Annotated in this window: 16 protein-coding genes and 1 tRNA gene; 7 read left to right on the forward strand and 10 right to left on the reverse strand. The window is 60.9% G+C overall.

Features of this window, described 5'->3' with window-relative positions; translation table 11 throughout:
- Positions 1-550: 550 nt before the first annotated feature.
- The gene (gene cysN, locus ACP148_RS08610; RefSeq protein WP_421950512.1) at positions 551-2,455 is read right to left on the reverse strand and encodes a sulfate adenylyltransferase subunit CysN; all 1,905 of its coding nucleotides are present in this window, start codon (positions 2,453-2,455) and stop codon (positions 551-553) included.
- Positions 2,456-2,675: 220 nt separating this feature from the next.
- Positions 2,676-3,590, reverse strand: a complete 915-nt coding sequence (cysD, locus tag ACP148_RS08615; RefSeq protein WP_421950513.1) for a sulfate adenylyltransferase subunit CysD — start codon at positions 3,588-3,590, stop codon at positions 2,676-2,678.
- Positions 3,591-3,791: 201 nt separating this feature from the next.
- Between cysD and ACP148_RS08620 the strand changes: the two genes are divergently transcribed.
- The 3 genes from ACP148_RS08620 to cls all read left to right on the forward strand — a co-directional run bounded on the left by ACP148_RS08620 (position 3,792) and on the right by cls (position 7,847).
- A complete protein-coding gene (locus ACP148_RS08620; protein ID WP_421950514.1) occupies positions 3,792-5,192 on the forward strand; it encodes a cryptochrome/photolyase family protein in 1,401 nt (466 codons plus the stop codon).
- Positions 5,193-5,349: 157 nt separating this feature from the next.
- Positions 5,350-6,396, forward strand: a complete 1,047-nt coding sequence (locus tag ACP148_RS08625; protein ID WP_421950515.1) for a cysteine synthase A — start codon at positions 5,350-5,352, stop codon at positions 6,394-6,396.
- A gap of 11 nt (positions 6,397-6,407) precedes the next feature.
- Positions 6,408-7,847 (forward strand): cardiolipin synthase, encoded by a 1,440-nt coding sequence (gene cls, locus ACP148_RS08630; RefSeq protein ID WP_421950516.1) that lies wholly within the window; start codon positions 6,408-6,410, stop codon positions 7,845-7,847.
- A 13-nt stretch (positions 7,848-7,860) separates the two neighbouring features.
- Here cls and ACP148_RS08635 read toward each other — a convergent pair whose 3' ends face one another.
- The 5 genes from ACP148_RS08635 to ACP148_RS08655 all read right to left on the reverse strand — a co-directional run bounded on the left by ACP148_RS08635 (position 7,861) and on the right by ACP148_RS08655 (position 13,493).
- The gene (locus ACP148_RS08635) at positions 7,861-8,889 is read right to left on the reverse strand and encodes an amino acid ABC transporter substrate-binding protein (RefSeq protein ID WP_421950517.1); all 1,029 of its coding nucleotides are present in this window, start codon (positions 8,887-8,889) and stop codon (positions 7,861-7,863) included.
- Between the two features lie 325 nt (positions 8,890-9,214).
- Complete coding sequence (locus ACP148_RS08640; protein WP_425033622.1) at positions 9,215-9,994, reverse strand: amino acid ABC transporter ATP-binding protein; 780 nt, start codon at positions 9,992-9,994, stop codon at positions 9,215-9,217.
- 15 nt (positions 9,995-10,009) lie between these two features.
- Positions 10,010-11,149, reverse strand: coding sequence for an amino acid ABC transporter permease (locus ACP148_RS08645; protein ID WP_421950518.1), 1,140 nt, complete (start codon positions 11,147-11,149; stop codon positions 10,010-10,012).
- Positions 11,150-11,153: 4 nt separating this feature from the next.
- Positions 11,154-12,359, reverse strand: a complete 1,206-nt coding sequence (locus ACP148_RS08650; RefSeq protein ID WP_421950519.1) for an amino acid ABC transporter permease — start codon at positions 12,357-12,359, stop codon at positions 11,154-11,156.
- A 114-nt stretch (positions 12,360-12,473) separates the two neighbouring features.
- Positions 12,474-13,493, reverse strand: a complete 1,020-nt coding sequence (locus ACP148_RS08655; protein WP_421950520.1) for an amino acid ABC transporter substrate-binding protein — start codon at positions 13,491-13,493, stop codon at positions 12,474-12,476.
- Between the two features lie 245 nt (positions 13,494-13,738).
- Here ACP148_RS08655 and metC point away from each other — a divergent pair, with 245 nt between their 5' ends.
- Positions 13,739-14,929 (forward strand): cystathionine beta-lyase, encoded by a 1,191-nt coding sequence (metC, locus tag ACP148_RS08660; protein ID WP_421950521.1) that lies wholly within the window; start codon positions 13,739-13,741, stop codon positions 14,927-14,929.
- Here metC and ACP148_RS08665 read toward each other — a convergent pair.
- Positions 14,905-15,699: a phosphatase PAP2 family protein gene (locus ACP148_RS08665; RefSeq protein WP_421950522.1), complete on the reverse strand. Its 795-nt coding sequence runs from the start codon at positions 15,697-15,699 to the stop codon at positions 14,905-14,907. The two genes, metC and ACP148_RS08665, sit on opposite strands and share 25 nt — an antisense overlap.
- Positions 15,700-15,836: 137 nt before the next feature.
- On the opposite strand from ACP148_RS08665, the gene ACP148_RS08670 reads away from it, so the two are divergent.
- From ACP148_RS08670 to ACP148_RS08680, 3 genes are all read left to right on the forward strand, one after another.
- A tRNA-Pro gene (locus ACP148_RS08670) sits at positions 15,837-15,913 on the forward strand.
- Between the two features lie 26 nt (positions 15,914-15,939).
- Complete coding sequence (locus tag ACP148_RS08675) at positions 15,940-16,245, forward strand: ETC complex I subunit (RefSeq protein ID WP_421950523.1); 306 nt, start codon at positions 15,940-15,942, stop codon at positions 16,243-16,245.
- A 27-nt stretch (positions 16,246-16,272) separates the two neighbouring features.
- Positions 16,273-17,022: a sulfite exporter TauE/SafE family protein gene (locus ACP148_RS08680; RefSeq protein WP_421950524.1), complete on the forward strand. Its 750-nt coding sequence runs from the start codon at positions 16,273-16,275 to the stop codon at positions 17,020-17,022.
- A gap of 160 nt (positions 17,023-17,182) precedes the next feature.
- Here the strand turns inward: ACP148_RS08680 and ACP148_RS08685 are convergent, their stop codons facing one another.
- Together ACP148_RS08685 and ACP148_RS08690 are read right to left on the reverse strand one after the other, a co-directional pair.
- Positions 17,183-18,328, reverse strand: coding sequence for a Gfo/Idh/MocA family protein (locus ACP148_RS08685; RefSeq protein ID WP_421950525.1), 1,146 nt, complete (start codon positions 18,326-18,328; stop codon positions 17,183-17,185).
- 11 nt (positions 18,329-18,339) lie between these two features.
- Complete coding sequence (locus ACP148_RS08690; protein WP_421950526.1) at positions 18,340-19,395, reverse strand: sugar phosphate isomerase/epimerase family protein; 1,056 nt, start codon at positions 19,393-19,395, stop codon at positions 18,340-18,342.
- Positions 19,396-19,460: the final 65 nt, after the last annotated feature.

Here is a 19,460-nt window from a genome sequence, read left to right on the forward strand (position 1 = left end):
GGGAAGGGCCGCGGGATTTTTCCCTCTCCGTTGCTGTCGCGCGAACGCCGGGGCTAATGGGGATAGCAACTGGCGGTAGAGCCTCGGGCCGGGCTGCTGGGCCCCGGTTTTCACCGGGGCAGCGAAGGAGGAGGACGCTGGCGTATCCCTCAAGACCGGGCGAAACCGGCTGACCGAGGGGGAACGGCTCCGGGGTTTTCCTCTCCGTTGCTGCCCCGGCGAACGCCGGGGCTTATGGGGATAGCAACTGGCGGTGGAGCCTCGGGCCGGGCTGCTGGGCCCCGGTTTTCACCGGGGCAGCGAAGGAGGGGCCGCGCAGGTTTCCCCTCAAGACCTGGCGAAAGCGGCTGACCGAGGGGGAACGGCTCCGGGGTTTTCCTCTCCGTTGCTGTCCGGCGAACGCCGGGGCCCATGGGTATAGCAACTGGCGGCGGAGCTTCGGGCCGGGCTGCTGGGCCCCGGCTTTCACCGGGGCAGCGAAGGAGTCCCCTCAAGACCTGGCCCAGAGGGACCGGGGTTACTACGGGATCTGGCGGCCTGGGACCCGACCTCAGACAGACAATTTCTTATAGATTTCGTCGGACATTTGTTCGGGCGTTTTTGTTGCGCCGGAAAGGGTTATGTCGGCGCGCTCGGGGGGTTCGAAGGGGCTGTCGATGCCGGTGAAGTTGGTGATCTGGCCGGCGCGGGCTTTGGCGTAGAGTCCCTTGGGGTCGCGCTGTTCGCAGACTTCGAGGGGGGTATCGACATAGGCTTCGATAAACGCGATGTCGCCGGCCACTTCGCGGGCCAGGCGCCGCTCGTTGCGGAACGGGGAGATGAACGAGACGAGCACGATCAGCCCGGCATCGGCCATCAGCCGCGCCACTTCGGCGACCCGGCGGATGTTTTCGACGCGGGCGGCGTCGGTAAAGCCCAGATCCTTGTTGAGACCGTGGCGGATGTTGTCGCCATCGAGGATATAGACGTGACGGCCCTCGGCGGTCAGGCGCTTTTCGAGAAGGTTGGCGACAGTGGACTTGCCCGAGCCCGAAAGCCCGGTGAACCACACGATCTGCGGTGTCTGGCCCTTTTGGAGCGCGCGGACCTCGCGATTGACGTCGAAGGACTGGTAGGTGAGGTTCTTACCCCGCTGCAGCCCGTAGCTGATGGTGCCGGCGCCAAGGGTCAAATTGTTGATCCGGTCGATCAGAATGAACCCGCCGGTCAGCCCGTTGGTCTGGTAGGGATCGAAGGCAATCGGCTTGTCGGTGGCCAGGGTGAGCGTGCCGACCTCGTTGAGTTCGAGCCGCTTGGCTGCCGATTTTTCCAGCGTGTTGACGTTGGTCTTGTGCTTGAGATCGGTGAGCGTGGCCGGGACCAGCTGGCTGCCGATCTTTAAAAGATAGGAGCGCCCGGGATAGGCGGGCTCTTCGGCCATCCACACGATTTCGGCCTGGAACTGGTTGGAATAGTCCGGGGTGTGGCCGGGATGGGTGAGCATGTCGCCGCGCGAGATGTCGATCTCACGGTCGAGCACAAGTGTCACCGCCTGCCCGGCAATGGCGCTTTGCAGATCGCCATCCATTGTGACGATGCGGGCGATTTTCGCCGGCTTGCGCGAGGCGGCAACCAGCACCTCCTCGCCCACCGAGACCGTGCCGCCGGCAATCGTGCCCGAAAAGCCGCGGAAGTCGAGATTGGGGCGGTTGACCCATTGCACCGGAAAGCGGAACGGGGATTTGCTCTTGTCCTGGTCGACCGCGATCTCTTCGAGATAGGGCAGCAGCGGCGTGCCCGTGTACCAGGGGGTGCGCTCGGAGTTTTGAACGATGTTGTCGCCGCGCAGCGCCGAAATGGGCACGGCGGCCAGCGAGGCAAAGCCGAGATCTTTGGCAAACTCGGTGTAGTCGGCAACGATTTTGTCGAAGACCTCCTGGGAATAGTCCATCAAATCGATCTTGTTGACCACCAGCACGACATGTTTGACCCCGATCAGCGACAGGATGAAGCTGTGGCGGCGGGTCTGGGTCAAAAGCCCCTTGCGCGCATCGACCAGCAAGAGCGCCAGATCGGCGTTGGAGGCCCCGGTCGCCATGTTGCGGGTGTATTGCTCATGGCCGGGGGTATCGGCGACGATGAACTTGCGCCTGTCGGTGGAAAAGAAGCGATACGCCACATCGATGGTGATGCCCTGCTCGCGCTCCGCGACCAGACCGTCGACCAGCAACGAAAAATCGATGCCCTCATCGCCCACATGGCGGTTGCGGCTGTCGTTCTTCAATGTCGCCAACTGATCGTCGAGGATGAGCTGGCTGTCATAGAGCAGCCGCCCGATGAGCGTCGATTTGCCGTCATCGACCGAACCGCAGGTCAGAAAGCGCAGCAGCGACTTGTCGGTCTGCTGGCTCAGCCAGAGCCCGATGTCGGTATCGGCGGACGGGGCGGAAGCAGGTGCAGAAGCGAGCGTTGACATTATCGTTCTCCCTTGGTCGCGTTCGCGAACCGCAAAACCGGTTCCCATCCGTCGGGTCGGGGCCCGAGGACATGCTTTTGCTGCGAACGCAGACTTTTCTGTCTGGTCGCGTTCGCGAACCGCAAAACCGGTTCCCACTTTTGCTGCGAACGCAGACTTTTCTGTCTGGTCGCGTTCGCGAACCGCAAAACCGGTTCCCACTTTTGCTGCGAACGCTCCATCAGAAGTACCCTTCCTGCTTTTTCTTCTCCATCGAGCCCACCGAATCGCTGTCGATCAGGCGGCCCTCGCGCTCGGAAGTGCGGGATGCCTGCATTTCCATGATGATCTCGGGCAGCGTTGCCGCAGAGGACCGGATGGCGCCGGTCAAGGGATAGCAGCCCAGCGTGCGAAACCGCACCATCTCCTCGCGCGGCGTTTCGCCGGGCTCGAGCCGCATGCGCTCGTCATCGACCATGATGAGCGTGCCCGAGCGCTCGACCACGGGGCGCTTTTTGGCAAAGTACAGCGAGGGCAATTCGATGTTTTCGGCGTAGATATAGGTCCACACATCGAGCTCGGTCCAGTTCGAGATCGGGAACACCCGCATCGATTCGCCCGGATTGAGCCGCGTGTTGAACACCCGCCACAATTCGGGGCGCTGGTTCTTGGGATCCCAGGCGTGGGACGCATTCCTGTGCGAGAAAATCCGCTCCTTGGCCCGGCTTTTTTCCTCGTCGCGCCGCGCCCCGCCAATCGCCGCATCGTACTGGCCGGCCGAAAGCGCCTGGCGCAGCGCCTGGGTCTTCATGATGTCGGTATAGCGCGAGGAGCCATGGTCGAACGGGTTGATATTGTCGCGCAAACCATCGGGATTGGTGTGGCTGATCAGGTCGAACCCGTATTGCTCGGCCATCCGATCACGAAACGCGATCATCTCGGCGAACTTCCAGGTCGTGTTCACATGCAAGAGCGGAAACGGGATGCGCGAAGGATAAAACGCCTTGCGCGCCAAATGCAGCAAAACCGACGAATCCTTGCCGATCGAATACATCATCACAGGACGCTCGAAACTCGCCGCAACCTCACGGAAAATCTCAATGCTCTCACTCTCCAGACGAGACAAATGAGACAAAGAGGTGGGGGACATGGACATGGCATTATTCCAAAGGTTCGGAACGTTTTCGGTTTCAGACATATTCCAGCATGACGGCGCGGACAACTGCACCGGACGCATGGCGGCTTGATCTGAACGCCAGCTTTGCCCGTATCGGACGAGAACGGCGCGATTATTCCAAATGTGCCGGAGCGGCGCATTTTTCGACTTGCCCTTTCAGACGGAAAAGAAAGTTTTTTCATGGCCAGTTCCACATTGGTTTGGCTCAGAAACGATTTGCGCATTGCGGACAATCCCGCCCTCGCGGCGGCCCTCAAGCATGAGGAGCCGGTGCATGCGGTCTATGTGCTCGAGACGGATCGTGGACTGCGGCGCCCTGGTGGCGCGGCGAAGGTGTGGCTGCACAAGAGCCTTGAAGCGCTCAATGGCGATTTGGCGGCGCGAGGTGTGCGGTTGTCCTATCGTGAGGGCGAGAGCGGGAAGATCATCCCCGATATGGCCCGGGAAACCAAGGCGGGGCGGGTGTACTGGAACCGCCGATATGACCCGGCGGGGCGCGGCCATGACGGGGCAATCAAGAAAGAGCTCAAGTGCGATGGCGTCGCAGTTGAGAGTTTCAATGGCTCACTGCTTGTCGAGCCCTGGGACATCGCCACCCAACAGGGTACGCCCTACGGCGTTTTCACCCCGTTCTGGAAGGCGCTCAGGGACAAGCCGATCCCCGAACCGATCGGGCGGATCGAAAAGCACGGGGCGATCACGGCCCCTGCCCTCGATTTTGACGGGCCGCCGGGTTGGGCCGACGGGATATTGAAGCGCTGGGCGATCGGGGAAGACGCGGCAAAGCGGGTTCTTTCCGATTTTCTCGACGATCTGCTGGCCGATTACCCCAATGATCGCGATCTGCCGCGCAAGGACGGGACGTCGCGGATGTCGCCACATTTGCGGTTCGGGGAAATCGGGCCGCGACAAATCTGGTTTGCGGTGCGGCACCTGATCGATTCCAAACCGTCGATGGCGGGCGCGGGCGAGACGTTTCTCTCGGAGGTGGCGTGGCGGGAGTTTTCCTATCATTTGCTCTACCACCGGGACGACATAGCGCGACATTCGATGCAGGGGCGGTTCGATGAAATCGAATGGCGGACCGACACCAAGGCGTTACATGCCTGGCAGAAGGGTCAGACCGGCATTCCTATCATCGATGCGGGCATGCGGCAGCTGTGGCAGACCGGGTGGATGCACAATCGGGTGCGCATGCTGACCGCATCGCTGTTGACCAAGAATTTGCTGATCGACTGGCGCAAGGGCGAAAACTGGTTCTGGGACACGCTGGTCGATGCCGACCCGGCCAACAATCCGGCAAGCTGGCAATGGGTAGCCGGGAGCGGCGCGGACGCAGCGCCCTATTTCCGGATATTTAACCCTGTGACCCAAGGGGAAAAGTTCGATCCCGGCGGCGACTATGTGCGCGAGTGGGTTCCCGAGCTCAAGGACTTGCCCGACAAATGGGTTCACAAGCCATGGCTGGCCGATGCCGGGACGCTGGATAAGGCGGGCCTTAAATTGGGCACGACTTATCCCGAACCGATCGTTGAGCTCAAAGCCAGCCGGGAGCGCGCGCTCGATACGCTCAAGCGCTGACGCAACAGGTTTGCGGCGTTGGCGCGTGTCTTGGCAGAGGATTGCGCAAAACGGCGGTGAACTGAAAAACCCCGACCGATCAACGCCGTGCGGCCTTGTTCGGTGCGAATGAGGTCACTACCATCTGGGTCCACATTCAAAAAGCTGTTGCCCCACCATGATCCGTTTCAAAGACATGCCTTCCGCCATCGGGAACACCCCGCTGATCCGCCTCAACGCCGTTTCCGAAGCGACCGGGTGCGAAATCTGGGGCAAGGCCGAATTCCTCAATCCCGGGCAGTCGGTCAAGGACCGCGCGGCGCTCTATATCATCAACGATGCCGTTGCGCGCGGGGATCTTGGTCCGGGCGGCACCATCGTCGAGGGCACCGCCGGCAATACCGGTATTGGGCTGGCACTGGTCGGCAATGCGATGGGCTTTAAAACAGTCATCGTCATTCCCGAAACCCAGAGCCAGGAAAAAAAGGACGCGATCCGGCTGGCAGGGGCCGAGTTGATCGAAGTGCCCGCCAAGCCCTACCGGAACCCCAACAATTACGTGAAGGTGTCCGGGCGGCTGGCCGAGAAGCTGGCGTCCGAACTGCCCAATGGGGCGATCTGGGCCAACCAGTTCGACAATATCGCCAACCGGCAGGCCCATATCGACACCACCGGGCCGGAAATTTTCGACCAGACCGACGGCAAGGTCGACGGGTTTATCTGCGCGGTGGGTTCGGGCGGCACGCTGGGCGGTGTGGCCATGGCGCTCAGGGAGCGCAACAAGGACATCCAGATCGGCCTGGCCGACCCTGAAGGCGCGGCGCTCTACAGCTACTATACCAATGGCGAGCTGAAATCGTCGGGCGGTTCGATCACCGAGGGGATCGGCCAGGGCCGCATTACAGCGAATTTGGAGGGCCTCAGTGTCGATCACGCCTACCAGATCCCCGACAGCGAGGCGCTTCCCTATATCTTCGACCTGATCGCCCAGGAGGGATTGTGCCTTGGCGGCTCGTCTGCAATCAATATTGCGGGCGCTGTGAGACTGGCCCGGGAACTGGGTCCGGGCAAAACCATTGTCACCGTGCTCTGCGACTATGGCAATCGCTATCAGTCGAAACTGTTCAATCCGGCCTTCCTGCGCTCCAAGGAATTGCCGGTGCCAGATTGGCTGGAGGCCGGACCCACGGTCGATGTCAATGCGGTGCTGGAGGCCGATAGCTAGGCGGAATTTGCGTGGATCTGGTCAGAGCCGTAGCCGATAATTTCAGCTTTCTGGCCACGCTCTACCTGGCCAACTATGTTCTGGCGATCGTTTGCGCCGTGCGCGAGATCATGAATTCGCGCACTTCGCAGGGCACGATCGCCTGGCTGCTGTCGCTCCTGATCCTGCCCTTCCCCACCACGATCATCTATCTGCTGTTCGGCTGGAAGCTGTTCGACGACTATGCGGAATCCCAGATTCACTCGGGCCGCAGCTGGCGGCTTGCGCGCTCGGACGACCTGCGGATTGTCGACGAGAATACGAGCGATGACTGGCCGGTGCTGCGCAAGGTTGCCGAACTGCCGTTTCTCTATGGCAACTCGGCTTCGCTGCTGATCGACGGCGAGGATACGTTTGCCTCGATCATCGACGGGATTTCGCGGGCCAAGGACTATGTGCTTGTCCAATTTTACATCATTCGCGACGACGATCTCGGCCGCCGGTTTGCAGATGCGCTGATCGAGCGGGCCGATGCGGGCGTGCAGGTCTATGTGCTTTATGACGACGCGGGCAGCCACGCCCTACCCCGCAGTTACAAAAAGCGGCTCAACGAACACGGCATCAAGATCGTCGGGTTCAACCACCGTCACCCGTTCCTGCGGCTCTACGGGCTGACGCGCATCAACTATCGCAATCATCGCAAGAATGTGGTTGTCGATGGGGTGGAGTCCTGGGTTGGAGGCCACAATGTCGGCGATGAATATCTGGGCAAGAACCCCAAGCTGGGACGCTGGCGCGATACCCATGTCCACGTGACCGGGCCCGCCGCGCTGGCCTGTGCGCTGATGTTTCGCGAGGACTGGCACTGGGCAACCGGCGAGGAACTGCCCGCCCGCTATCCCAGCACCATACCGACGCCGGGCAACCAGCCGATACTGGTGATGCCGACCGGACCCGCCGACAAGCTCGAGGACTGCGCCATTGCCTTTACGGAAGTGATTTCACGGGCCCGCGAGCGCCTGTGGATCGTCAGCCCCTATTTCGTCCCCGGAATCGAAATCCAGACGGCGCTCTATGCCGCTTCGCTGCGCGGGGTGGACGTGCGCATTCTGTTGCCGCGCAAGCCCGATCATCTCATCGTCTGGCTGGCGAGCTATGCCCATGCCGACCAGATGGTGGCCCACGGCATCAAGGTGCATCGCTATGGAAAAGGGTTCCTGCACCAGAAGGTCATCCTGTGCGACGACCAGATCGCCGGCGTGGGCACTGTCAATTTCGACTACCGCTCGTTCAACATCAATTTCGAAGCAACGCTGTGGTTTACCGACAGCGATATGATCGCCAATGTCGCGGCCATGCTCGATACCGATTTTGAGGGCTCGTACCTGACCACCGAGCGCAACCTGAAACGGCGCAGCTATCCGTTCCGCCTGCTCTGTCAGGGGGCAAGACTGTTTTCACCCATCTTGTGACGCGTTCGGCGGCTCAGTAGACGGGCGGGGCGTACATGAGCCCACCATTGAGCCACAACGCGTTCTGGCCGCGCAGGAGCTGGGCGCCGGCCGCGGCGCCGAAATGGCGCGAATAGATCTCGCCGTAATTGCCGACACTGCGGATGACGTCGCGCATCCAGGTGGCGCGGAGCCCCAGATCGCTGCCCACGTCGTCCTCGACACCGAGAAGGCGCCTGATGGCCGGTGTGCGTGCCGACATCATCGATTCGATATTGACCGAGGTGACCCCGTATTCTTCGGCATTGATGAGCGCGTAAAGGGTGCGGCGGACAATGGCCGCCCACTGGGCGTCGTCGCTGCGCACCACGGGCCCATAGGGTTCCTTGCTCAATCGCTCGGGCAGGATGGCATGGGAGCCCGGTTCGGGCATTGTGCGGCGAATGGCCTGCAGCCAGCTGGCCGAGCCGGTGATGGTATCGCATTCACCCGATCTGTAGGCGACAGCGAGATCCTCGCGGTCCTCATAGAGAAGTTCCTCATAGCCGAGCTGATTGAAAAAGAAGAACTCATCGAGGCGGCGCGCCGAATCCGAATTGGATGCCACGCAGATGGTCACCTCTTCGAGCTCGTAGGCGGAAACGACGCCCAGGCGATCGGGAACCATGAAGGCCTGTCCGTCGAAGAATGAAGTGGCCACATAGGTCGCGCCATATTGGGTGTCCCGCGACATGGTCCAGGGGGAATTCCTGACGACAAGGTCGACCTCGCCCATGGCAAGGTGGGCAAAACGGCTTTGTCCGGAGAGCGGACGAAACTCCACACGCGAGGGGTCACCAAAAATTGCGGCGGCAACAGCGCGGCACAGATCGACATCGAATCCCGACCAGAGCCCTTCGGGACTGATCTGGGCGAAGCCGGGCAGCGGATTTGTCGCCGCGCAGATGACATAGCCGCGTGTCCGCACCGTTTCGAGCATGGAGATGGTGAACGGCGCGCTGGTTTCGGCTTCGACCTCTTGAGCAAATGCGCTCGGCTGACCAGCCAGCAGCAGCGCGGCCACAAGGGCCGCACCGGCAGGAATCCGCAAAAGCCGCAAGAGTGAATGCAAGTTTTATGCGGGCAGGCCCGCTCCTTTGAAAATGGACGGCCATATTGGCATGGGGGCATTTGGGGTCAAGGCGAGACACCGGTTTCCCCCGGACAATTGCTCGTGCATCCGCGCCCGGACATGGAAAGGGCCGCGCCCCGTGGCACGGCCCTTGTCCGAATGCGATCGCTCGTTCTAGAGCCGTTCAGGATTTGATTGAATCAAATCCTCGGCTCTAAACCCTTGTTTTGTCGCGTGTCCGAACCGCAAAACCGTTTCCACTTTTGCTGGACACGCTCTAATGCAGAATCTGGCTCAGGAAGAGCTTTGTGCGTTCGTGCTGGGGGTTCGAGAAGAAGGCCTCCGGCTCGTTCTGCTCGATGATCTGGCCCTGATCCATAAAAATCACACGGTTGGCGACCTGACGGGCGAAACCCATTTCGTGGGTGACGCAGACTATGGTCATGCCATCCTCGGCAAGCTGGACCATCACCTCAAGCACTTCCTTGATCATTTCGGGATCGAGGGCCGAGGTCGGCTCATCGAACAGCATGATCTTGGGGTTCATGCAAAGCGAGCGTGCGATCGCCACGCGTTGCTGCTGACCGCCCGAAAGCTGGCCCGGAAACTTGTTGGCCTGCTCGGGGATCTTGACGCGCTCGAGATACTTCATGGCCTGCGCTTCGGCTTCGGCCTTGGGCGTGCCGCGAACCCAGATCGGGGCGAGGGTGAGATTTTGCAGCACGGTAAGATGAGGGAAGAGATTGAAGTGCTGGAACACCATGCCGACTTCGCGGCGCACCTCGTCGATCCGCTTGAGATCGTTTGTGAGTTCGATCCCGTCAACGATGATGTCGCCCTGCTGATGCTCTTCGAGGCGGTTGACGCAGCGGATCAGCGTCGACTTGCCCGATCCCGAAGGACCGGCAATGACGATGCGCTCCCCGCGCATGACCTTGAGGTCGATATCGCGCAACACGTGGAAGTCACCATACCACTTGTTCATGTTGCGGATTTCGACCGCCACCTCGGTATCCGAGACCGTCATTTTCTTCGGATCGGCCGAAGGGGTCTCCATGCTTGCGGTCATAGCCTATCTCCTGTGGCCGGTATGGAGCCGGCCTTCCATGTAGATCGAATAGCGGGACATTCCGAAGCAGAATATCCAGAACACAAAGCCCGCGAACACATAGCCCGTCACCGCATCGCTGGGGAATTGCCAGGCGATGTCCGAGCCGGCGGCCCGAACGGTGTTGAGCAGTTCGAAAATGCCGATGATCGAGACCAGCGTGGTGTCCTTGAACAGGGCGATGAAGGTGTTCACGATGCCAGGGATCACGTGCTTGAGCGCTTGCGGCAGGACGATCAGCCCCGTGGTCTTGAGCTTGCTCATGCCCAAGGCGTAGGACGCTTCGCGCTGGCCGCCGGGGATCGCCTGCAGGCCGCCGCGCACGACTTCGGCCATGTATGCCGATTCAAACAGCACTATGCCGATGATGGCGCGCAACAGAACGTCGGGATTGGTGCCCTGGGGCATGAACAGCGGGAACATGACCGAGGCCATGAACAGCACGGTGATCAGCGGCACGGCGCGCCAGAGCTCGATGAAGGCGACGCAGAATCCCTTGATCACCGGCAGCTTGGACTGCCGCCCGAGCGCAAGCAGAATGCCCAGCGGCATGGATACGATAATGCCGATCAGCGAGATGATCAGGGTCAGCGTCAGGCCGCCCCATTGCCGCGTGGGAACGACGTCGAGCCCGAAGATGCCGCCATACATGAGGAAGTAGGCAACGAAGGGATAAACGCCAAAGAACAGGATTGCGGCGGTGCGCACGAAAGGCATGCGGGGGGCGAGCAATGGGATCAGGAGGATGATCCCGATGATGAACATCAAATTGATGCGCCAGATTTCATCGGGGGGATAAAAGCCGTAGATGAAGAAGTTGAAGCGCGCCTGGATGAAAATCCAGCAGGCCCCTACCCCCTCGAAGCGGCACGCTTCGCCGCGCAGACCCTCGGGATCGGTGAATACGGCGTCGGCAATCAGGAAATTCCAGATCGGGATCAGCGCCCAGACGATCACTGCAATCCCGACAATTGTGAGAACCGAATTGCCCGGGCTGGAAAAAAGGTTGGTCCGCATCCAGGCGCCGATGCCCGTCATGCGGCTCGGAGGCGGCAACGGATCGGCCATCTTGGTGCGGACGAAGCTGAGGTCTGTTGTGCTCATGATCTCAACGCTCCACCAGCGCGACGCGCGAATTGTACCAGTTCATGAACAGCGACGTGGTCAGCGAGAACGTGAGATAGACCGCCATGGTGAGTGCCACGATTTCGACGGCTCGCCCGCTCTGGTTGATCGCAGTGCCCATGAAGACGTTGACCAGTTCGGGAAAGGCAATGGCCGCCCCGAGCGAGGAGTTCTTGGTCAGGTTGAGATACTGGCTGGTCAGGGGGGGAACGATGATCCGCATGGCCTGTGGAATGACGACGAGCCGCAGCCTGTCGCCCTCCTTGAGCCCGAGCGCGGAAGCGGCCTCGACCTGGCCGTAGTTGACGGCCTGGATGCCGGCCCGCACGATTTCGGCAATAAAGGCCGCTGTATAGATGACCAGCCCCATGATCAGCGCCGTCAATTCGGGCGGAACGACGAACCCGCCGGTGTAGTTGAAGCCGGTCAGTTCGGGGTAGCTGAATGCGATGGGCGCTTGCGCGCCGATCAGCGCCACGATCGTCGGAAACAGGATGATGCCGAGCATGGGCAACACAACCGGAAGGCGGTCGCCCTTTTCTTCCATCTTGCGGATGCGGCGTCCGCGCCAGATTACGGCAGCGATCACCGAAACGGCAAAGACGCCGAGAACGATAAGGAAGCGGCCGTCTGACTGGAGCAGCGGCAGGTAAAGACCGCGCTGGTTCAGTACGGCGCCCAAGGGAAGCTCGTAGCTTTGCCGAACGGCCGGAAGCGCGTTGAGCGCCATAAAATACCAGAAGAACAACTGCAGCAGCAGCGGCATGTTGCGCATCACTTCGACATAGACCGTCGCAAGCTTGCGGATCAGGAAATTGGAGGACAGCCGCGCTATGCCGATGATGAAACCGAGTATGGTTGCCAGGACAATACCGACAGCTGCCACCAGAAGCGTGTTCAAGATGCCGACGATATAGACTTCGAGATAGGTCGAACTCCGATCGAACGGCAAAAGGGAGAAGCCGATGTTGAACCCGGCGGTCTGGAACAGAAATCCAAAGCCGGTGGCTCTGCCCTGTGCTGCCATGTTTGCCGCTGCGTTCGATTGCAGCCACCAGAACAACAGCACAACCCCAATAAGCAAAGCAGCCTGATATGCGATGCCGCGCGCGGTCGGATTGTAAAAGAGAGATGCGTCGATGCCTGACCGTGGCGATGCGCCCGGCGGCTTCTGCGAGACGTCTGTCATGTTGGTCCCTTAACCCCTGGCCAAACCGGTGGTGCCGCAGCTGTTGAGCGCTGCTTGACCTCGGGTTCGGAAATGCCCGGGCGCAGGGCGCCCGGGCCGAAAGGTGGTCGGCGTTTAGCGGATCGGCGGAGCGTACATGACGCCGCCATCAGTCCACAGGCTGTTCACGCCACGCGGGATGTTGATCGGTGTGTCGGGACCGACGTGCATGTCGTAGAGCTCGCCATAGCTGCCCACGTGCTTGATGATCCGGTAGGCCCAATCAGCCGAAAGGCCGATCGGCGTGCCGAAATCGCCTTCCACGCCCAGGAGGCGACGGATCGAGGGGTTTTCCGAGCCGAGCATATCGTCGACGTTCTCGGAGGTTACACCGAGTTCTTCGCCGTTGAGCATCGCAAACAGCGTCCACTTGGCGATATTGAACCACTGGGTGTCGCCAGAGCGAACCGAGGGGCCAAGCGGCTCTTTGGAGATGATTTCGGGCAGGATGATATGGGCTTCAGGATCGGGGAAACCCGAACGCTCGGCGGCCAGGGCCGAAGAGTCCGTCGTGTATACGTCACAACGTCCGTCGAGATAGGCCTGAACCACTTCGTCCTGGTTGACGAACACCACGGCGTTGGAAAGATCCATGCCCTGTGTGGCGAAGTAGTCGGCAGCGTTGAGCTCGGTGGTGGTGCCGGACTCGATACAAACGGCAGCGCCCGAAAGTTCGGCTGCCGAAGTCACGCCCGAATCTTCACGCACCATGAAGCCCTGACCGTCATAGAACATGGTGCCGGTAAAGGTGATGCCAAGGTCGGTGTCGCGGCTCATCGTCCAGGTGGTTGTCCGCGAAAGGACGTCGATGTTGCCGTTGGCAAGGCTCTCGAAGCGAACCTGCGAAGTCAGCGGAGTGTAGCGAACCGCTTCGGGATCGTCGAAGATCGCCGCGGCCATGCCACGACAGAAATCGACTTCCAGACCCGTCCAATTGTTGTTGTCGTCAGGGAACGAGAAGCCGGGTACGCCTTCGGTCACGCCGCACTGCAGAAAGCCGCGCTCCATCACCTCGTCCAGCGTCTGCGCGAAGGCAGCGGATGAGGTGGTCGCCACAGCGGCTGCCACTGCGCAAGTGATGAGTTGTTTTTTCATAGGATTGCCTTTGTTTCCTAACCCTTTTTGATGGGGCTGGTGCGTTGCCGCCCGCCCCTCTTGTCCCGCCTGCCGGCGGGAAGCAGCGCCCTATTGCCATCGAGCGCATTGCTGGGCAGCATCGAAGCGCAGTTTTACTGTTTGCGTCAAGGGCAAAAGCGATACGAAAATAATCACTTGCCGGCGCACGCCTAAATTAGAAGCAACAATACTGACCTTTTATCAGCGACCCAGGCCGAAGTAACATGTCAGACCAAGAAAAAACCGCTATATTCCAATCGGGTACAGAGACGTTTCTCACTCATGGCGGCCGCGATCCCAAGGCTCAACACGGTTTCGTCAATACGCCCATTTATCGCGGCAGCACGGTCATTTTCGATACATTGGCCGAGCTGGACGACGCGGCAATACGATATCGGTACGGTCGTCAGGGCACGCCACTCACCGACGGTCTGGAAACGCTGATAACCGGGCTGGAGGAGGCAGACGGAACCGTACTCACGCCGTCGGGCGTTTCAGCAATTTCCTTGGCATTTCTTACGTGTTTGTCGGTAGGCGATGAGGTTCTCATCACGGATTCGGCGTATGAGCCGACGCGCCGGTTTGCCGACAGCGTGCTCAAACGCATCGGAATCACCGCCCGCTATTTCGATCCCAGAATCGGCGGTTCGATCACCGAACTGGTCAATGAGCGCACGCGTGCGGTTTTCATAGAAAGCCCGGGCTCGCTGACCTTCGAAATCCAGGATCTGCCAGCCATCACAACCGCCCTGGCCGGGCGCGACATCGCGGTGCTGGTCGACAATTCATGGGCAACACCGCTGTTTTACAAACCGCTTTCGCTTGGCGCCGACATCGTCATTCATTCGGGGACCAAAATGTTCGTTGGCCACTCGGACGTCATGATGGGCTCGGTTTCGGCCAACGAAAAATACCTCGACAGGCTTATCCAGACCCACAGAACGTTCGGGCTGATCGCCTCGCCCGACGACACCTATCTGGCGACGCGGGGCATGCGCACCCTCGGGGTCCGCATGAAGGAGCACCAAAGGCGCGCGCTGGAACTGGCCAGCTGGCTGGAAGCGATCGAGCATGTCGAGGTCGTCCATCCCGCACTGCCCTCGCATCCGGACAACCGCCTGTTTGAGCGCGATTTTTCAGGATCGGGCTGTCTGTTCTCGATAATACTGCCCCCCGCGCCGCGCGCGGCCATCGCCGCCATGGTCGATGGCATGACGGTGTTCGGAATGGGGTATTCCTGGGGTGGGTTCGAAAGCCTGATCCTGCCTTCCGATCCCAAGCGCATTCGCACCGCGGTGCCCTGGCAAGAGCGCGGCAATCTCATGCGGCTTCATGTGGGATTTGAGGACCCGGACGATCTCAAGGCCGACCTCGGCGAGGGGATTGCGCGCTATTTAAAGACCGCGGGGATGTGACGACGGCGCAGCCAGCGCACAAGCGGCCCGAAGGCGGCAAACATGCGATAGTGGACCTGCCCTTTTTCCATGCGCATGCCCCAGCGCCTGGTAACAAAATAGTCGCGAACCACGATGGCCGAGGCCAGACCGACGAAAGACCCGGCGATCACATCGGACAGGTAGTGATCGCCGACCACTATGCGGCTGAGCCCTATGGCAAAGCCGAAGGCAATCAACCAGCCATGGAATCGCCGGTTGGTCAGCGTGCTCAGCACGAGGGCAAAGGCGACGGCGGTGGTTGCGTGGCCGGAGGGAAAGCTGTGGAAACTCCAGTCGAGCAATTCGAAGGGCTGGAAATGAAGCACGCCAAGCTCTTCGAGATACATTGGACGCGCGCGGCCCAGGATGCGCTTGATGACAACGGCAACCAGCCCCGAAATGGCGATGGTGGCAAATATATAGGCTGAAATCGCAACGATGCCGCGAGCGGCCCATGCCCAGCTATAGGAGAGCCGGAACCGGAGGGCGCCGGCACACAGCAGCCCGGCGACCAGCGTGGGAATGAGCAGCCAGTCCGATTTGCCCAGATCGGTTATGAAGCGGAAAAAGGCCCGTTCACCCGAGGGCCAGTTTCGCAATGCCTCGGTGACCGGGCCATCGAGCATGACCGCCAGGGCCAGAAGACCGACGATAGTCCAGAATGGCCACCAGAAAAGCACCCTGGCCTGCCTGTGGCGTTCCAGGACGGCTTTGAACCACCGGGTGGTAAAGGTTTCAGGAGCCAGCACTTTTCCCAATCTCCATAATCATGGGCATTCGCGGGTCGCCAAAGACTTCAGGGTCCGGACCCCAGTTTTGGTCGAGACCCGGTAACATGCCTTGCCCTGCGAGAAAAGAATGTGTATCGCAACACCGATGGCCATGTCGGGGTATAGCTCAGCCTGGTAGAGCACCGGTTTTGGGAACCGGGGGTCGCAAGTTCGAATCTTGCTGCCCCGACCATTGGCCAGCCATGGGATTTGACGAATATGGTCGCACGCATCTATCGCCCCGCCCGCAACGCCATGCAGTCGGGCAAAGGCAAGAGCCAGGACTGGGTGCTGGTGTTCGAGCCCGAAGTGGCCCGGTCGATCGAACCGCTGATGGGATACACCTCCTCGGGCGACATGAAGCAGCAGATCAAACTCCGATTCGATACGCTCGAAGACGCCGAATCCTATGCCCGCCGCGAAGGCATCGCCTATATGGTGCAACCGGCGCAGGAGCCGACCATCAAGAAGGTCAGCTATCCCGATAATTTCCGGTTCGACCGCAAGGCGCCCTGGACGCATTAAAACGTCCTGAAGCGTCAGAGCGGGAATTTGGACAGCTATCTGCTTATCGTTCTGGGCGGTGCGGCCGTGGCCGGCTTCGTACAGGGACTGGCAGGATTTGCGTTTGCGCTGGCGAGCCTGAGCATCTGGGCGTGGGCCGTCGACCCGGCTCTGGCTGCGCCCATGGCGGTGTTCGGCTCGCTTGTGGGGCAGTTGGTGACGCTGCCGATCGTCGGACGCCATTTCAACCTGCGCGGCATGCTGCCCTTCGTCGCCGGAGGCGTGCTGGGCGTGCCGCTCGGGATTTTTCTGCTCAGCGTGCTCGATCCGCAAGGTTTCAAGCTGGCGCTGGGCCTGTTCATGGTCGTTTATTGTCCGATCATGCTGTTCGTTCCCGCCGGTTTCAAAATCGATTTTGGCGGCAACCGGGCCAATGCCTTCGCGGGATGGCTCGGCGGGGTCTTTGGGGGGCTTGGAGGGCTTTCGGGACCGATTCCGACGCTTTGGTGCACGCTGAGAGGCATGGACAAGGACAGCCAGCGCGGGGTTATGCAGGGCTTTAATATCGCCATGCATGTAACCACAATGATTGGATATTTTCTCGCCGGAAGCATTCTCACCGGGGAGACCTGGCGGCATTTTGGGCTGATCGCCATGGCGCTGGTGGTGCCCGCCTTGATCGGAGCGATGCTGTTCAGGCGGCTGGACACACGAGCCTTCCGGCGCCTCGTGCTGGCGTTGCTGTTTGTTTCCGGGCTGGTGCTGACCGGTTCGACCGCCCCCGCCCTCCTGAGTTAAATCACCGGCGCGCGGGCAAAGCTCGTGAGCAGGATTGGCCCGGCCGGGCGGCCGTTTGGTCACAGGTCGACACGAACACCGCCTATCCGGTGGCCAATGTAGCGCTTTATACTGTCGATCTGGAATCGGGCGGCGCGATGCGCCGCCCTTTATTGTCGGGTCAGCCCAGGGGCGTCCAGCGGCTGTCGTCCTTTGAGGATTTGACGGCGGCCATGATGAATTCCATGCCCTCGACGCCGTCATTAAGCGTGGGAAGCAGGCCTTCGAACTCGGCGCCCTCACCGCGAATGATGGCGGCGAACTGGCTGTAGAGGGTGGCGAAGGCTTCGAGATAGCCTTCGGGGTGGCCGGCGGGAATGCGGACGCCCATGGCACCAGCGGCAGAGCCGTCGATGGCGCCGCCTCGGGTGAGGAGTTGCTTGGGTTTGCCGAACTCGGTGAACCACATGGAATTGGGATTATCCTGCCGCCATTCGATGCCGGCCTTTTCGCCATAGACGCGAAGCTGGAGGCCGTTTTCGCAGCCGATTGCGACCTGGGAAGCCCAGAGCATGCCCTTGGCGCCCCCTTCAAAGCGCAGCATGATGTGGACATTGTCATCGAGCTGGCGACCGGGAACGAAGGCGTCGAGATCGGCGGATACGGCGGAGGTTTTCAACCCGGTGACGTAGCGGGCGAGATTGTAGGCGTGGGTGCCGATATCGCCGATGGCGCCGCCGGCGCCCGATTTGGATGGATCGGTGCGCCAGGCGGCCTGCTTGTTATCCTCGTCGGGTGCCACAGCCAGCCAATCCTGGGGGTATTCGACCTGAACGACACGGATTTTGCCCAGGGCGCCGGATTCGACAAGGGCGCGGGCCTGCCGGATCAGCGGGTAGCCGGTGTAGTTATGGGTCAGGAGGAATTTGGCGCCGTTTTTCGGCTGCACCCCTTTAAGAGCGTGAGCGTCTTCGAGCGAAGCGGTCAGCGGCTTGTCGCAGATGACGTGGATGCCCGCTTCGAGAAAGGCCTTGGCCGGGGCGAAGTGCATGTGGTTGGGCGTGACGATGGCCACGGCCTCGATGCCGTCCTCGCGGGCGGCCTCGGTTCGGGCCATTTCGGTAAAATCGGTATAGACGCGGTCTTGCGCCAACCCGAGGTTCTTGCCGCTTTCCTTTGCAATTTCAGCGCGCGAGGACAACGCGCCGGCCACCAGTTGATAATCGCCGTCGAGCCGTGAGGCGATGCGGTGGACATAGCCGATGAAGGCCCCGGTGCCGCCGCCGACCATGCCGAGGCGGATGGGGCGTTTTCCGTTTTCTGCCATTGAATTTCTCCTTAATCCAATCCGAGCATCTTGCGGTTGGCTGCGCGATCGGTGCCGGCACCGGCGAAATCGTCGAAAGCCTTTTCGGTGACGCGGATAATGTGGCTGGCGATGAATTCCGCCCCTTCGCGAGCGCCGTCCTCGGGATGCTTGAGGGCGCATTCCCATTCGAGCACGGCCCAGCCGGCAAAATCATAGGCGGCGAGCTTGGAGAAGATGGCAGCGAAATCGACCTGCCCGTCGCCCAGCGAACGGAAGCGCCCTGCCCGCTCGACCCAGCCCTGGAACCCGCCATAAACGCCCTGACGGCCGGTCGGGTTGAACTCGGCGTCCTTGACGTGGAACATCCTGATCCGCTCGTGATAGATGTCGATGTAATCGAGATAGTCGAGCTGCTGGAGCACGAAGTGGCTCGGATCGTAGAGCAGATTGGCACGGGCGTGATTGTTCACGCGCTCAAGGAACATCTCGTAAGAAATGCCGTCGTGCAGATCCTCGCCGGGATGGATTTCGTAGCAAAGATCGACCCCAGCCTCGTCGAATTTGTCGAGAATCGGCGTCCAGCGACGGGCCAGTTCGTCGAAAGCCTCTTCAACGAGCCCGGCGGGGCGCTGGGGCCATGGATAGATATAGGGCCAGGCAAGCGCGCCGGAGAAGGTGGCGTGTTCGGTCAGCCCCATATTCTGGGATGCCTTTGCCGCCCAGAGCAATTGCTGGACCGCCCATTGCTGGCGGGCCTTGGGGTTGCCCCTCACCTCGGGCGCGGCAAAGCCGTCGAACGCGGTGTCATAGGCCGGGTGAACGGCGACAAGCTGGCCCTGGAGGTGGGTTGAGAGTTCGGTGATCTCGACGCCGTGGCTCGCGGCGATGCCTTTTAGCTCATCGCAGTAATCCTTGGATTCGGCTGCCTTTTTCAGGTCGATGAAGCCCGCGACCCATGTGGGAATCTGCACGCCCTTGTAGCCAAGGCCCGCGGCCCATTTACAGATGTTGTCGAGCGTATCGAACGGTGCCGCGTCTCCGGCAAACTGGGCCAGAAAGATCGCCGGGCCCTTCAATGTGCGCATGAATATGTCCTCCTCGGTTTCAGCGGCGTTCCGCTCCGTGACGTACGTGCGTCAGGTGAAAACGT

The sequence above is a fragment of the Pelagibacterium sp. genome (genome assembly GCF_965249125.1).
Lineage (GTDB): Bacteria > Pseudomonadota > Alphaproteobacteria > Rhizobiales > Devosiaceae > Pelagibacterium.

Excerpts from the sequence above, each read along its gene's own strand:
- cysN (WP_421950512.1), bottom strand. The coding sequence starts at position 2,455 with ATGTCAACGCTCGCTTCTGCACCTGCTTCCGCCCCGTCCGCCGATACC.
- cysD (WP_421950513.1), bottom strand. The coding sequence starts at position 3,590 with ATGTCCATGTCCCCCACCTCTTTGTCTCATTTGTCTCGTCTGGAGAGT.
- ACP148_RS08620 (WP_421950514.1), top strand. The coding sequence starts at position 3,792 with ATGGCCAGTTCCACATTGGTTTGGCTCAGAAACGATTTGCGCATTGCG.
- ACP148_RS08625 (WP_421950515.1), top strand. The coding sequence starts at position 5,350 with ATGATCCGTTTCAAAGACATGCCTTCCGCCATCGGGAACACCCCGCTG.
- ACP148_RS08640 (WP_425033622.1), bottom strand. The coding sequence starts at position 9,994 with ATGGAGACCCCTTCGGCCGATCCGAAGAAAATGACGGTCTCGGATACC.
- ACP148_RS08645 (WP_421950518.1), bottom strand. The coding sequence starts at position 11,149 with ATGAGCACAACAGACCTCAGCTTCGTCCGCACCAAGATGGCCGATCCG.
- ACP148_RS08650 (WP_421950519.1), bottom strand. The coding sequence starts at position 12,359 with ATGACAGACGTCTCGCAGAAGCCGCCGGGCGCATCGCCACGGTCAGGC.
- ACP148_RS08655 (WP_421950520.1), bottom strand. The coding sequence starts at position 13,493 with ATGAAAAAACAACTCATCACTTGCGCAGTGGCAGCCGCTGTGGCGACC.
- metC (WP_421950521.1), top strand. The coding sequence starts at position 13,739 with ATGTCAGACCAAGAAAAAACCGCTATATTCCAATCGGGTACAGAGACG.
- ACP148_RS08675 (WP_421950523.1), top strand. The coding sequence starts at position 15,940 with ATGGTCGCACGCATCTATCGCCCCGCCCGCAACGCCATGCAGTCGGGC.
- ACP148_RS08685 (WP_421950525.1), bottom strand. The coding sequence starts at position 18,328 with ATGGCAGAAAACGGAAAACGCCCCATCCGCCTCGGCATGGTCGGCGGC.
- ACP148_RS08690 (WP_421950526.1), bottom strand. The coding sequence starts at position 19,395 with ATGCGCACATTGAAGGGCCCGGCGATCTTTCTGGCCCAGTTTGCCGGA.